We start from the raw sequence: 13077 nt of genomic DNA, 5'->3' as shown, positions 1-13077 counted from the left end.
TGAATTGAGAATGTCATGACGATCAATGACTTGAGCAAATATCGACTGGATGACGCCGGGCAAAAACCGCCCGGGCGCCAGCAGGCTTTGCCGGGTCGCGGTGCTGAAGGCGTACGCGGATGTCCCTGAACCTGATCATGAACACCGCCACCTCGGGCCTGATGACGGCCCAGGGTCAATTGCGGGTGGTTTCGGACAACGTCGCCAACGTCAATACGCCCGGTTACGTCCGCAAGGTGGCCGAGCAACGGGCCATGACCACCCAGGGCATGGGCGCCGGGGTCGAGATTGCGCGGGTGCGGCTGGCCACCGATCGTTTCCTTCAGGCCGCCAGTTTCAACGCGGGCGCCGAGGCCGCGCGCCAGGGCGTGCGCTACGAGTTGTTCGACCGCATCCAGAACCTGTTCGGCGACCCCAGCGGCGGGACGGACTTCTTCAGCCAGGTGGACGAGATGTTCTCGGCCTTCGCCGTGGCGGCGGAGGATCCCATCTCCTCGCCCCGCAGGCAGGAAGCCCTGTTCCGCGCCGAGGCCCTGTTCGACGAATCCGCCCGCATCCAGACCCAGATCCAGGCGGTGCGCGAGGACGCTGACGGCCGCATCCAGAGCGCGGTGGACGGCGCCAACCTGTTGCTTGAGCAGATCGAGGCCCTGAACATCGAGATCTCCCGCGCCTCGGTCACCGGCGCTGACGCCTCCGGGGCCGAAAGCGCCCAGGCCAAGCTGATCGGTGAACTGTCGGAGCTGATGGATGTCCGCGTCAGCGCCCGCACCCAGGGCGGAGTCAGCGTCCGCACCTCCGCCGGCGTGCTGCTGGCCGGGGACGGGTACGCCACCCTGGAGTATCAGCGCGCCGGATCGGTCAACAGCGAGAGCGCCTTTTCCGAAATCTGGGTGACCGAGCCCCGCGGCACCAAGCGGTCCCTGGCCGAGAACATCACCTCCGGCGAGATCAAAGGCCTGCTCGAACTGCGGAATGTGGACGCTCCGGCCGCCTCCGAACGGCTGGCCGAACTGGTCACGCGTGTGGCTGACGAGCTGAACCGCGCCCACAACGCCAACAGCGCCGTGCCCGCTCCCGCGACCCTCACCGGCCGCAATGTGGGCCAGTCGTTCGAGAACGCCGTCGCCGGCTTTTCCGGCACCACCAACATCGCCGTGGTCGATCCCGCCGGCGTGGTCCAGAACCAGGTCGAGATCGTCTTCTCGGGCGGGACCATGACCCTCAACGGGACCCCGGCGACCCCGGCCACCTTCCTGGCGGTGCTGAACGCCGAACTGGGCGGGGCCGCCACCGCCAGCTTCGCGGGCGGGGTGCTGAGTCTGGAGGCCGCGGGCGTAAACGGCCTGGTGGTGGCCGACGATCCCGCCGATCCCTCCAGCAAGACCGGGCGCGGCTTCTCGCACTTCTTCGGCCTCAACGATCTGGTCTCCACAGACCGGCCTGCGCTCTATGACACCGGCCTGACCACGACCTCGCCGCACGGCTTCACGGCGGGCGAGACGCTGAAGTTCCGCTTCACCGGCGACACCGGCGCGCGCCTGCGCGACATCGAGGTGACGATCCCGGCGGGCGGGACGGTGGATGACCTTCTGATCGCCCTGAACGATTCCAACACCGGGGTGGGTTATTTCGGCAGTTTCTCGCTGGACGCGTCCGGCGCGCTGAGCTTCATCTCGGCCCGCACGCCGGCGCCGCAGCTGTCGGTGCTGGAGGACCGCACGACCCAGGTTCCGTCGGGCGTCTCCCTGACCGAGCTGTTCGGCATCGGCGGGACGCGAGCCTCGCGGGCGGACGGCTTCTCGATCCGCGCCGACATCCGCCAGAGCCCCAGCCATCTTGCCCTGGCCCAACTGGACCTGAGCGCGGCGCCGGGAACCTCGGGCTTGTCTTCGGGCGACGGTCGCGGGGCCCTGCTGCTGGCGGACGCCGGCCAGAACGCCGCGGCGTTCCAGGCGGCGGGCGGCGCTTCTGGCGGACCCATCTCCATCTCGCGATACGCTTCCGAGATGGCGGGCGACATCGGCGCCAAGGCGTCCATCGCCAAGGCCCGTCAGGAAGCCGCCCAAGGCCTCTACAACGAGGCCACTGCCCGTCAGGTGGCGCAGGAGGGGGTGAATCTGGATGAGGAACTCGTGCTGCTGACCACCTACCAGCAGGCCTTCAACGCCTCGGCGCGCCTGATCCAGGCCGCCAACGACATGTATGACACCTTGATGGGGATGATGTGATGACCCGTGTCTCCACCTTCGGAAACTACCAGAGCGCCCTGCTCAATCTGATGTCGGCGCAGTCGCGTGGACTGGAAGCCCAGAAGCGCCTGTCCACCGAGAAGGTCGCCCATGACCTGACGGGCTATGGCCGGGGCGCCGAAACCCTGACGGCGCTGAAGTCAGCGAAGAGCCGCATCAACGGCTTCATCCAGACCGGCGAGGCCGTGGCCGCCCGCATGACCACCCAAGCGCTCGCTTTCGACAGGATCGCCGCCGGCGCCGACGGAGCCCGACAGGCCATCGCCGAGGCCATCGCGGCCGGACGCGCCGACGGCCTGATGCTGGAGATGCAGTCCTATTTCCAGACCGCCCAGGACGGGCTCAACGCCAAGCATCAGGGCCGCTATCTGTTTGCGGGCGCCGACACCCAGAATCAGCCGATCTCCATCGACACCCTGGCCGATCTGGCCGCCGCGCCGGACGTGGCCTCGGTCTTCGCCAATGACGAACTGGCGACGGTCTCCCGTCTGGACGAAAACGCCACTCTCCAGACCGGCTTCCTGGCGGATGACGTGGGAAGCGAGCTGTTCCAGATCTTCCGCGACATTCAGGAATACCACACCGGACCCAACGGTCCTCTCGATGGTCAGATCGATGACGTCACGCGCGACTTCCTGACGACCCAGCTGGGCCGGTTGCGAGACGCACACAACAACGTCACCGACACAGCGGCGCGCTCGGGCTCCATCCAGGCGCGGGTGGACTCCATCCTAGCGTCCCACAACAACCAGCAGGTGTCGCTGCAGGAGCTGATCGGCGACCGCACCGACGCGGACATGGCCCAGGCGGTGACCGATCTGCAGATGTCGCAGTTCTCGATCCAGGCCTCGGCCCAGGTCATCAGCCAGCTGCAGTCCACGTCGCTGCTGAACCTGCTTCGCTTCTAGGGCCGGATCGGGCCTAGGCGGCGAACACCCGCGCGCGGTCGGCGTCGATGGTCACCCGCACCTGATCCCCCACCGCCGGAACCCCGCCGTGCAGCCGGAGCCGCGCGGTCTGGCCGGCGGCGACCACCGTCACCTCATGAAAGCCGCCGCCGAAGGCGGTGGAGACGATCTCGGCCGGGGCGCCCTCCAGCCACAGGCGCAGACCCTCGGGCCGCACCATGACGGTCCCGGCGCCGTCGGGCAGACCGGGCGCGGGCAGATCCCCGAAGACGGTCTCGGCCACGCCGTTCGCAATGCGGGCGGGCAAGGCGTTCGCCTCGCCCAACAGGCGCGCCGCCGCCATGGAGGTGGGGTTCAGGTAGCAGTCGCCCGGATCGCCTGCCCGAAGGATGCGGCCTTCGCTCATCAGCACCAGATCGTCGGCCATGAGCAGGGCCTCCTCGGCGTCGTGGGTGACCACCAGCACGGCGGCGCCCGCGGCGCGCAGGGCCGCCATCAGGGTCTCGCGCACCTCGCTCTTGAGATGGCTGTCCAATCCCGAGAACGGCTCGTCCAGCAGCACGGCGGCGGGCTCGCGCGCGAGGGCACGGGCCAGGGCCACACGCTGCTGCTCGCCGCCCGACAGCATGTGCGGCCAGGCCTCGGCGCGGGCGGCCAGCCGGACCTTCTCCAGCAGGGCCAGGGCGCGCGCCTTGCGTTCCTTGCGCGGCAGATGCTTCAGGCCGAAGGCCACATTGTCCAGCACGCTCAGGTGGGGGAACAGGGCGTAGTCCTGGAACACCAGCCCCACGCCGCGCTGTTCGGGCGGCACATGGACGCCGGGTCCGGACAGCACGGCGTCGTCCGCCTCGATGCAGCCGTCGTCCACCGGCTCCAGGCCCGCCATCAGGCGCAGCAGGGTGGACTTGCCGCAGCCCGACGGACCCAGCAGGCAGGTGATCCGGCCGGGATGCAGATCCAGATCCGCCGCCGCCACCGCCGTCTTGGCGCCGTAACGCCGCGTGACGCCGCGCGCCGTGATGACGGGCCGGGTCAGCGTCTGCGGGGTTTTCACATGCATGTTCACGTCATGGCTCGGCTTCAGGCGTCGGCGCCGGGGCGGGAGGCGGCGACCTTCCGCGACAGCCATATCACCGCCGGCAGGGCGATGAGAACGATCATCAGGGACGGCCACCCCGCCTGCGACAGGCGCTCGTCCCGGGCGTAGTTGTCGGCCAACACCGCCAGGGTGTCGAAATTGAAGGGCCGCAGGATCAGGGTGGCGGGCAGTTCCTTCAGCACGTCGATGAAGACCACCAGGGCGGCGGTCAGCAGGGCGCCCCAGGCCACCGGGATCTGCACTGCGGCCGCGGCGCCCGCCTCGGTGCGGCCCAGACCGCGCGCGGCCCAGACCATGTTCGGCGTCACCTTGGAGAGGCCGGAGTCGATGGGCTCCAGCGCCGCCGCCATCAGCCGGGCGGCGTAGGCGTAGATCAGCAGCACCAGGCCCATGCCGAAGCCGGACGCCGCGCCGGGGAAGATGCGCCAGATCACCGCCGCCGGGGCCAGAAGGCCGATGGCCATGACCGCGCCCGGCGTCGCATAGCCCAGGCTGGCGACCCGCGCGGCCAGCGGCATGGTCCGCGCGCCCAGGGCCAGGGCGCCGGCCAGCAGGACGGTGACCACCGCCCCGATCCCGCCCATGCTCACGGTGTGCAGGGCGGCCCGTTGCAGGCGGGGCCACTCGGGCGTGATGTCCAGCGACGACCAGGCCAGCCATCCGGCGGGCAGCAACAGGCCGAAGGTCAGCAGCGCCAGGCAGAAGGCGGTCGCGCCCCACGCCTTGACCCCGCTCAGGGCCGTGGTGGGCAGGGGCCGCCAGCGGGCGTTGGGGCTCTCGAAGCCGCGTCCCTTGCGGCCCCAGCGCTCCAGCCACATCAGCAGCGCCGCCGCGCCCATCAGCGGCAGGGCGAACTGGGCCGCCGAGGCGGTGGAGCCATAGACCGACCAGGCCCGCACCACGCCGGTGGTCAGGGTCTGGACCGCCAGGAACTGCACGGCGCCGTAGTCGGCCAGGGTCTCCATCACCGCCAGCGCCATGCCCGCCGCCAGCGCCGGCCGGGCCAGCGGCAGGGCTACGCGCAGGAAGGCGCCGCGCGAGGTGGCGCCCAGGGTCCGCGCCGCCTCCAGCGCATGGACCGACTGGTTCACGAAGGCCGCCCGGGTGGCCAGATAGACATAGGGGTAGAAGGCGCAGCTCAATACAAAGGCCGCGCCGTACAGGGTCCGCATCTCGAAGGGCAGGTCGAAGCCCAGGGCGGGCCGCATCCACATGCGCAGATCGCCCGCCACGTCGAACAGGTCGGCGTAGGCGTAGGCCACCGCGAAAGCGGGGGCGGCCAGTGGCAGGGCCAGGGCCCAGGCGAACAGGTTCCGGCCGGGAAACCGATGCATCACCACCAGCCAGGCGGCGATGGAGCCGCTCACCCCGGTCAGCACCGCCACCATCAGGGCCAGGGCCGCCGAGGTCAGGGCGTAGCGGGTCACGTCCCGGGCCGCGATGTCCGCCCCCCCGCCCGACAGGGCCGCCGCCACCACCCCGATCAGCGGCAGGATCGCCGTGATCGCGGCCAGCAGGGCCAGCACCCTCAGGGGGGTCAGGCGAAACGACGAAAGCCCGCCCCGTCGTGCGACCGGGCGGGCGTCCATGGTCTGCGGTGCAGGCAGGGGGCTTATCGCCAGCCCGCTTCGCTCATCAGGCTCTGGGCCTGGGCCTGGTTCGGGCCGTAGCTCGAGACGGGCATCGGGTGGGCGTCAAAGTCCGCATAGGCGTCCACCGGCGCGGGCGCGGGCACGTTCGGGCTGGCCGGGAACTCGTTGTTGTACTGCGACACAAGCGTCTGGGACTCGGCCGAGGCGAGGAATTCCAGCAGGCGCACCGCGTTTTCGCGGTTCGGCGCATTGGCCGCCACCCCGCCGCCGGAGATGTTCACATGGCTGCCCTGGCCGTCCAGGCTGGGGAAGCCCAGCTTGACCGTCTCGGTGAGGGCGCGATCGCCCTCGTCGTCGCCCGAGGCCATGCGGATATAGTAGTAGCTGTTGGTCAGGGCGATGTCGCAGACCCCGGCCGCGACGGCGCGGATCTGATCGCGGTCGCCGCCTTCGGGTTGGCGCGCCATATTGGCCACGATGCCCTCGACCCAGTCGCGGGTCTTGTCCACGCCCCAGGCCTCGATCAGGGCGCCGACCAAAGACAGGTTGTAGACGTTATCGCCCGAACGGACGCACAGCCGACCCCGGAATCGCGGCGAGGCCAGCTCTTCATAGGTGTCGATCTCGTCGGGGCTGACGGTTTCGGAATTATAGGCCACCACGCGGGCGCGGCGGGAGAAGCCGAACCACTCGCCGCCCGAGGCGCGCAGGTTCTCGGGGATGGCCTCGTTCAGGGTTTCCGACTCGGCCGCCTGGAACAGGCCCGCGTTCTGTGCCCGCCACAGGGCGCCGGCGTCGGCGCTGACGAAGACGTCGGCGGGGCTGTTGGCGCCCTCGCTCTGCATGCGGGCGATCAGCTGGTCGGCGTTGCCCTCGATGCGGTTGACCCGGATGCCGGTCTCTTCGGTGAACCGTTCGTACAGCGCCAGGTCCGCGTCGTAGTGGCGGGCGGTGTAGAGGTTCACCTCGCCGGAGCCGCTCTCGGCGGCCTGATTATTCTGGCCGCAGGCGGCCAGGGCGGCGGCGCCGGCGACGGCGGCGATCAGGGACAGGCGAAGGCGCATGGGGGACTCCTAAAGGGCTGTGCAGGCGTCCTAGAGGCATTGCGAATAAATCGCAAGAAGCGTTCGGCGGCCTGTGCGGCTGTGACTGAACGGAAACAGACGCCGAAACGTTAGGCGTCCACGCAGCGACGCCATCTAGGCGATGCGCGGGGGCAGGATATGATGCGCGCATGAAGGCAGCGGAATTCCAGATCGATTCGGGCGGCAAGGGCGCCGTGCTGCGCCTGTCCGGGGACTGGACGACCACAGGCCTGCGCCGCCTGCCGCAGCGGCTGAACCGCGCCCTGGACGGCGTCACCGTGGACCGCGTCGACATCAGCGACATGGACGGCTTCGACACCGCCGGCGCCCTGGTGCTGGTGCAGGCTCTGGACGTTCCGGTCCCGGAGAAGACCTGGAAGAGCAACCCCGGAGCCGGCCGCATCTACGCCTTGGTGGAAAGGCTGGAACGCGGCACGGCCGAGACGCCGAAGCGTCCGGACGCCATCATCCGCACCTTCTCCAAGATCGGCCAGGGCGTTTATGACGTTCTGAGCGAGGCCATGCAGACCATGGCCTTTCTGGGCCGGCTGGTCCTGGCTCTGGGCAGCACCCTCAAGAATCCTGGCCGCATCCGCTGGGCCGCATGGGTCACCCATGTGGAACGTGCGGGGCTGGACGCCATCCCCATCGTCATCGCCACCAATTTCTTCATCGGCGCGGTGATCGCCTTCATCGGCGCGGACCTGCTGCAGCAGTTCGGGGCCCAGGTGTTCGCGGTCGAGCTGATCGGCATCTCGGTCTTCCGCGAGTTCGCGGTGGTCATCACCGCCGTGCTGCTGGCCGGCCGCTCGTCCTCGTCCTTCGCCGCCGAGATCGGCTCCATGAAGATGAACCAGGAGATCGACGCCATGAAGGTGATGGGCGTGGATCCGTTCCAGGCCCTGGTGATCCCACGCCTGGCAGCCCTGCTGCTCATGCTGCCGCTGCTGACCTTCATCGCCGTGATCGCCGGCATGTTGGGGGGGATGCTGGTCACCTGGAGTCAGCTGAACCTGGGGCCCAATTTCTTCATCCTGCGCATTGAACAGAACGTGGGCGTCGAGCACCTGTGGGTGGGCCTGTCCAAGGCGCCGGTCTTCGCCATCGTCGTGGCGGCCATCGGTTGTCGTCAAGGCATGGCGGTGTCCGGGGATGTGGAGTCCCTCGGACGGCGCGTCACCGCAGCGGTGGTGCAGGCCATCTTCGCCATCATCTTCCTGGATGCGCTTTTCGCCCTGCTGTTCATGGAGATGGGCGTATGACCGGGCGTTCCGAATTCGTCATCGAGGTCGAGGGCCTGCTCACCGCCTTCGGCGACCGGGTCATCCATCAGGATCTGGACCTGACCCTAGAGCGCGGCGAGGTGCTGGGCGTGGTCGGTGGCTCGGGCAGCGGCAAGACCGTGTTGCTGAACACCGTACTCGGCCTGAAGACGGCGGACGGCGGCACGGTGCGCCTGTTCGGCAAGGACGTCTCCGAGATGACCAAGGAAGAGCATGCCGAGGCCGAGCGCCGGTCCGGCGTCCTGTTCCAGCAGGGCGCGCTGTTTTCAGCCCTGACAGTGATCGAGAATGTCTCATCGCCCCTGATCGAGCACACCAGGCTGTCGCGCGACACCATCCGCGAACTGGCCGAGCTGAAGATCGCCATGGTCGGTCTGGGGCCAGAAAGCCATCACCTGAAGCCGGCCGAACTGTCCGGAGGCATGAAGAAGCGCGCCGGCCTGGCCCGCGCCCTGGCCCTGGACCCGGAGCTGCTGTTCCTGGACGAGCCCACGGCGGGTCTGGACCCAATCGGGGCGGCGGCCTTCGACGAACTGATCCGCACGTTGTCGGATGACCTGCATCTCAGCATTTTCATGATCACCCACGACCTCGATAGCCTGTACGCGGTGTGCGACAATGTCGCCGTGCTGGCCGACAAAAAGGTGGTCGAGAAGGCCCCGGTCCAGGAGCTTGAGAAGTCAGACCATCCCTGGATCCAGGAATATTTCCTCGGCCCGCGCGGACGCGCCGCGGCCCGAGCGGCATGAGACCCGTCAGGAGGACGGATTAGGCATGGAAAGAGACGCACATTACGCCGCTGTCGGCATGGTCACGGTCGCGATCGTCGCGGCCCTGGCCGTGTTCGTCATCTGGCTGGCCCGTTTCCAGTTCGCCGAGGAGTACGACCTTTACGACATCGTCTTCTACGGTCCCGTGCGCGGGCTTCAGGAGGGCGGAGAGGTCCACTTCAACGGCATCCGCGTGGGCGAGGTGTCTGATCTGGCCCTCGACCCGGACCAGCCCGACCAGGTGGTGGCCCGCGTCCGCGTGGACGGCGGCACGCCCATCCGGGTCAGCTCCCGCGCCCAGCTGGAGCCCCAGGGCATCACCGGCCTGAACTATATCCAGGTCACGGCCGGGGAAGCTGAAAGCGCCCTGCTGAAGGCCCAGTACGATGACGATGTGGTGCCGGTGATCCAGAGCCAGCCCAGCCCCATCGCCGAGCTGCTGCAGGGCGGCGGCACCGTGCTGGCCGAGGCGGTGGACGCGCTGAACCGCATCAACCGGGTGCTGTCGGACGACAACATCCGCTCATTCTCCACCAGCCTGAGCAACATCGAGGAGGTCTCCACCGAACTGGAGGCCCGGCGCGGCATGCTGCGTGAGATGGAGGAGGCGCTGGCCGGCGCCAACCGCGCCATGGCCGAATACGAGGCCCTGGGCGCCAGCGCCCGCCAGCTGGTGGAGGGCGACGGCGCCCGCGCCATCGCCAGCATCGAGCGCGCCGCAGCCCAGGCCGAGGCGGCCATGAGCACCCTGAACGACACGACCGAGGGCCTGCAGGGGCCGGTCAACGACTTCGCCACCAACGGCCTGCCGCGCTTCGCCATCGCCATCCAGAGCCTGGAGGAGGCGGCGGACTCGCTGGAGCGCCTGGTGGATGAAGTGCGCTCCAGCCCGCGCGACTTCATCGGCCGCCCGGAATCCATCGAACTCGAGGTCGAACAATGAACCGAGCCCTCATCCTGAAACGTGTGGCCGTGATCGCGGCCGCCGCGGGTCTGACCGCCGGTTGCGCCCTGTTGTCCACGCCAGACCCGGTGCAGATGTACCGCTTCGGCGCGTCCGAGGCCGGGATGCAGGCGGCCCCGCCCGCGCCGACGGGCGCGCTTCGCCCTGTCTCAATGCGGCGGATCGAGTTCTCAGAGGCCGCGCGCGGCGACCGCATCCTGGCCATCACCGGGACCGAGGCCGCCTACCTCGGGGGCGCCCGCTGGGTCAGCCCGGCGGACCAGTTGTTCACCGAGGCCCTCCTCGGCGCCTTCTCGGACCAGAGCCGCAACACCCGCCTGATCGGGCCGCGCGAGTTCAGCCGCTCGGCCCTGTCACTGGACATCGACGTGCGGTCGTTCGAGGCGCGCTACGCCTACGAAGGGGCCGTGCCCGTGGCCCACATCGTGGCCCGCGCCCGCCTCCTGCAGTTCCCGGACCGGGAGGTGGTGGACGAGCGTCTGTTCAACGTGAGTGTTCCGGCGTCGGACAACCGCGTCTCGGCCATTGTCGCCGCCTTTGACGCGGCGAGCGCCGATGTCAGCGCCCAGATCGTCGACTGGACCGACGCGGCGGCGGCCAATACGCCTGTGCCTGAGAGCAACTAGGCGCCCAAGGCCTGCGGCGTCATGCGCTGAAGCAGCGCTCCGCCCTGGCCCACTGCGGCCAGGCGGCTTGAGACGTGGCCCAGGATATTGGCGGCGTAGACCTCGTAAAGGGCGATCTTGCCGTTCAGCCAGGCGGGATCGCCTTCGCCGGCATCCAGCCGGGCTTTGGCGGCCAGGGCCCCCTTGGCCAGCATCCAGCCGCCGATGACGTCCCCCATCAGACGCAGATAGGCGTCCGCCGCCGCCAGCACGTCCGCCGCGCCGTCCGCCTCGCCCTTGCGGTCGATCAGCCACAGGGTGGCGTCCTCCACCGCCGTGATCGCCGTGGAGAAGCGCTCGACGGGCTTGCCCTCGAACAACCCTGCCATGGCGGTCAGGGTTTCGAGCATGTCGGCGATCACGGCGCGGGCGGCCTCGCCTCCGTCCATGGACAGCTTGCGGCCCACCAGATCCATGGCCTGGACGCCGTTGGTGCCTTCGTAGATCGGGGCGATGCGGGCGTCGCGGTAATGCTGGGCTGCGCCGGTCTCCTCGATGAAGCCCATGCCGCCGTGAACTTGAACGCCCATGGAGGCGACCTCGACCCCCATGTCGGTGGACCAGGCCTTGGCGATGGGGGTGAACAGATCCTCGCGCGCCTTCCACTTGCGGCGGTCTTCCTCGGTTTCTGCGTGGCGGGCCAGGTCGGCGGCGACGCCGGTGGACAGGCAGATGCCGCGGGCCGCCTCGATCCGGGCCTTCATGACCGAGAGCATGCGGCGCACGTCGGGATGGTCGAAGATCGGGGCGTTGTGCTCGCCGGTCCAGACGCTGCGGCCCTGACGGCGGTCCAGCGCATAGGCCAGGGCGGCCTGATAAGCCCGCTCGGCGATGCCGACGCCCTCGACCCCTACGGCCAGGCGCGCGGCGTTCATCATGGTGAACATATGCGACAGGCCCTGATTGGGTTCGCCCACCAGTTCGGCGGTGGCGCCCTCATAGCTCATGACGCAGGTGGGCGAGGCGTGGATGCCCAGCTTGTGCTCGACGCCCACGGGGCGGAAGGCGTTGCGCTCGCCCAGCGAGCCGTCGTCCTTGAGCAGGTATTTGGACGCCAGGAACAGGCTGATGCCCTTGGGACCGGCGGGGGCGTCGGGAAGGCGGGCCAGCACCAGGTGCACGATGTTGTCGGTGGCGTCGTGGTCGCCCCAGGTGATGAAGATCTTCTGGCCGTTCAGGGCGTAGGTCCCGTCGCCGTTCGGCGTGGCGGTGGCGGTCAGTGATCCCAGGTCGGTGCCCGCCTGGGGCTCGGTCAGCACCATGGCGCCGGTCCATTCGCCGGACACGAGTTTCGACAGCCAGGTGTCCTTCTGCGCGTCGGTCCCGTGCTCCTGCAGCGCCTCGATGGCCGCCAGCGAGAGCATGGGGCACAGGCCGAAGGCCATGTTGGCCGCGTGCACCGTCTCGAACGCCGCAAGCTCCAGCGCCTTGGGCAGGCCCTGGCCCCCATGGGCGGGATCGGCGGACAGGCCGGTCCAGCCGCCGGCCGCGAACTGGCGATAGGCGTCGGCGAAGCCGGGCGCGGCTGTGACCGAGCCCTCGGCGTAGACCGAGCCCTTCTGGTCGCCCACCCGGTTCAGGGGCGCGAGCACCTGCTCCGAAAACTGGCCCGCGGCGTCCAGCACCGCGCTCATCAGATCGGCGTCATAGTCGGGAAAGGCGCCGGTGGCGGCGACGTCGTCGATGCCGGCGATGGCCTCGAGGGCGAAGGCCAGATCACGAACGGGGGCGCGGAAGGTCATGGGTCGTTCCTGAAGCGGTGCGTTTTCTTTCGCTTCTGATTGAGGGATGCGGGGCGCATGCGCAAGATCACGCAGGGTCAAGCCGGCGAGGATGCATCGCGCATCTTGGCGAACGGCGCCGGTCGGGTCACTGTGGGCGTCACCATACAGGAGGGACGCCATGATCCAGACCCGCAGCCGTTATTCCGCCGTGTCCATGGCCCTGCACTGGGTCATCGCCGTTCTGGTGATCGGCCAGGTGCTGTTGATCTCGGCGGCGGATCAGGAAGGGCCCAATGCGGGCCTGTGGATGGCGACCCACAAGGCCAACGGCATGTCGATCCTGCTGCTGACGCTGTTCCGCCTCGGCTGGCGGGTGAAGCATCCGGCGATCCCCCTGCCCGAAGGGACTCCGCGCTGGCAGAAGCTGGCGGCGCGCACGACGCACATCCTGTTCTATGTGGTGCTGCTGGTGATGCCCCTGACCGGATGGCTGGCGTCCTCGGCGGCGGGTCGGGCGCTGGAGTGGTACGGCCTGTTCAACTGGCCCCTGCTGCCTGTCGGCGGCGGACGCGAGACGGCCGGGCTGATGATGGCGATCCACGAAGCGGTGGTGAAGTCGCTGTACATCCTCATCGCCCTGCACGTGGCCGGTGCGCTGAAGCACTACTTCATCGACAAGGACAATGTGCTGCAGCGCATGCTGCCCTTCCTGCGCCAGAGGGCGTAAGCTGAGGG

At 69.0% G+C, this 13077-nt stretch carries 11 protein-coding genes; 7 read left to right on the top strand and 4 right to left on the bottom strand.

Features of this window, described 5'->3' with window-relative positions; genetic code table 11:
• Positions 1 to 119 precede the first annotated feature (119 nt).
• Positions 120 to 2231 (top strand): flagellar hook-associated protein FlgK, encoded by a 2112-nt coding sequence (gene flgK / locus IWC96_RS09235; protein ID WP_021695954.1) that lies wholly within the window; start codon positions 120 to 122, stop codon positions 2229 to 2231.
• Positions 2231 to 3160 carry a flagellin gene (locus IWC96_RS09230; RefSeq protein ID WP_021695953.1) on the top strand — a complete coding sequence of 310 codons (930 nt, stop codon included), beginning with the start codon at positions 2231 to 2233 and terminating at the stop codon, positions 3158 to 3160. The genes flgK and IWC96_RS09230 overlap by 1 nt, the downstream gene beginning before the upstream one ends.
• Positions 3161 to 3173: 13 nt before the next feature.
• On the opposite strand, the gene IWC96_RS09225 is transcribed toward IWC96_RS09230, so the two are convergent.
• Genes IWC96_RS09225 through IWC96_RS09215 form a run of 3 tightly spaced genes read right to left on the bottom strand, consistent with a single transcriptional unit; the run spans position 3174 to position 6915 of the window.
• Positions 3174 to 4220 carry an ABC transporter ATP-binding protein gene (locus tag IWC96_RS09225; protein WP_196838780.1) on the bottom strand — a complete coding sequence of 349 codons (1047 nt, stop codon included), beginning with the start codon at positions 4218 to 4220 and terminating at the stop codon, positions 3174 to 3176.
• Between the two features lie 20 nt (positions 4221 to 4240).
• A complete protein-coding gene (locus tag IWC96_RS09220; RefSeq protein ID WP_196838779.1) occupies positions 4241 to 5848 on the bottom strand; it encodes an iron ABC transporter permease in 1608 nt (535 codons plus the stop codon).
• Positions 5849 to 5871: 23 nt separating this feature from the next.
• Positions 5872 to 6915, bottom strand: a complete 1044-nt coding sequence (locus tag IWC96_RS09215) for an extracellular solute-binding protein (protein ID WP_021695949.1) — start codon at positions 6913 to 6915, stop codon at positions 5872 to 5874.
• 170 nt (positions 6916 to 7085) lie between these two features.
• Here IWC96_RS09215 and IWC96_RS09210 point away from each other — a divergent pair, with 170 nt between their 5' ends.
• Genes IWC96_RS09210 through IWC96_RS09195 form a run of 4 tightly spaced genes read left to right on the top strand, consistent with a single transcriptional unit; the run spans position 7086 to position 10579 of the window.
• Positions 7086 to 8198 carry an ABC transporter permease gene (locus IWC96_RS09210; RefSeq protein ID WP_196838778.1) on the top strand — a complete coding sequence of 371 codons (1113 nt, stop codon included), beginning with the start codon at positions 7086 to 7088 and terminating at the stop codon, positions 8196 to 8198.
• On the top strand, positions 8195 to 8968 hold the full coding sequence (locus tag IWC96_RS09205) for an ABC transporter ATP-binding protein (RefSeq protein ID WP_021695947.1): 774 nt from the start codon (positions 8195 to 8197) through the stop codon (positions 8966 to 8968). Before IWC96_RS09210 ends, IWC96_RS09205 begins: the two co-directional genes overlap by 4 nt.
• 25 nt (positions 8969 to 8993) lie before the next feature.
• Positions 8994 to 9932, top strand: coding sequence for an MlaD family protein (locus IWC96_RS09200; protein ID WP_021695946.1), 939 nt, complete (start codon positions 8994 to 8996; stop codon positions 9930 to 9932).
• Positions 9929 to 10579 (top strand): ABC-type transport auxiliary lipoprotein family protein, encoded by a 651-nt coding sequence (locus IWC96_RS09195; RefSeq protein ID WP_021695945.1) that lies wholly within the window; start codon positions 9929 to 9931, stop codon positions 10577 to 10579. Before IWC96_RS09200 ends, IWC96_RS09195 begins: the two co-directional genes overlap by 4 nt.
• On the opposite strand, the gene IWC96_RS09190 is transcribed toward IWC96_RS09195, so the two are convergent.
• Entirely contained in the window at positions 10576 to 12360 is a 1785-nt protein-coding gene (locus IWC96_RS09190) for an acyl-CoA dehydrogenase (RefSeq protein WP_196838777.1), read from the bottom strand. The two genes, IWC96_RS09195 and IWC96_RS09190, sit on opposite strands and share 4 nt — an antisense overlap.
• A 160-nt stretch (positions 12361 to 12520) precedes the next feature.
• Between IWC96_RS09190 and IWC96_RS09185 the strand changes: the two genes are divergently transcribed.
• Positions 12521 to 13069: a cytochrome b gene (locus IWC96_RS09185; protein ID WP_021695943.1), complete on the top strand. Its 549-nt coding sequence runs from the start codon at positions 12521 to 12523 to the stop codon at positions 13067 to 13069.
• Positions 13070 to 13077 lie beyond the last annotated feature (8 nt).

The sequence above is a fragment of the Brevundimonas sp. BAL450 genome (assembly GCF_015767455.1).
GTDB classification, from domain to species: Bacteria; Pseudomonadota; Alphaproteobacteria; order Caulobacterales; family Caulobacteraceae; genus Brevundimonas; species Brevundimonas abyssalis.
This window is presented reverse-complemented; position numbering and strand designations above follow the sequence as displayed.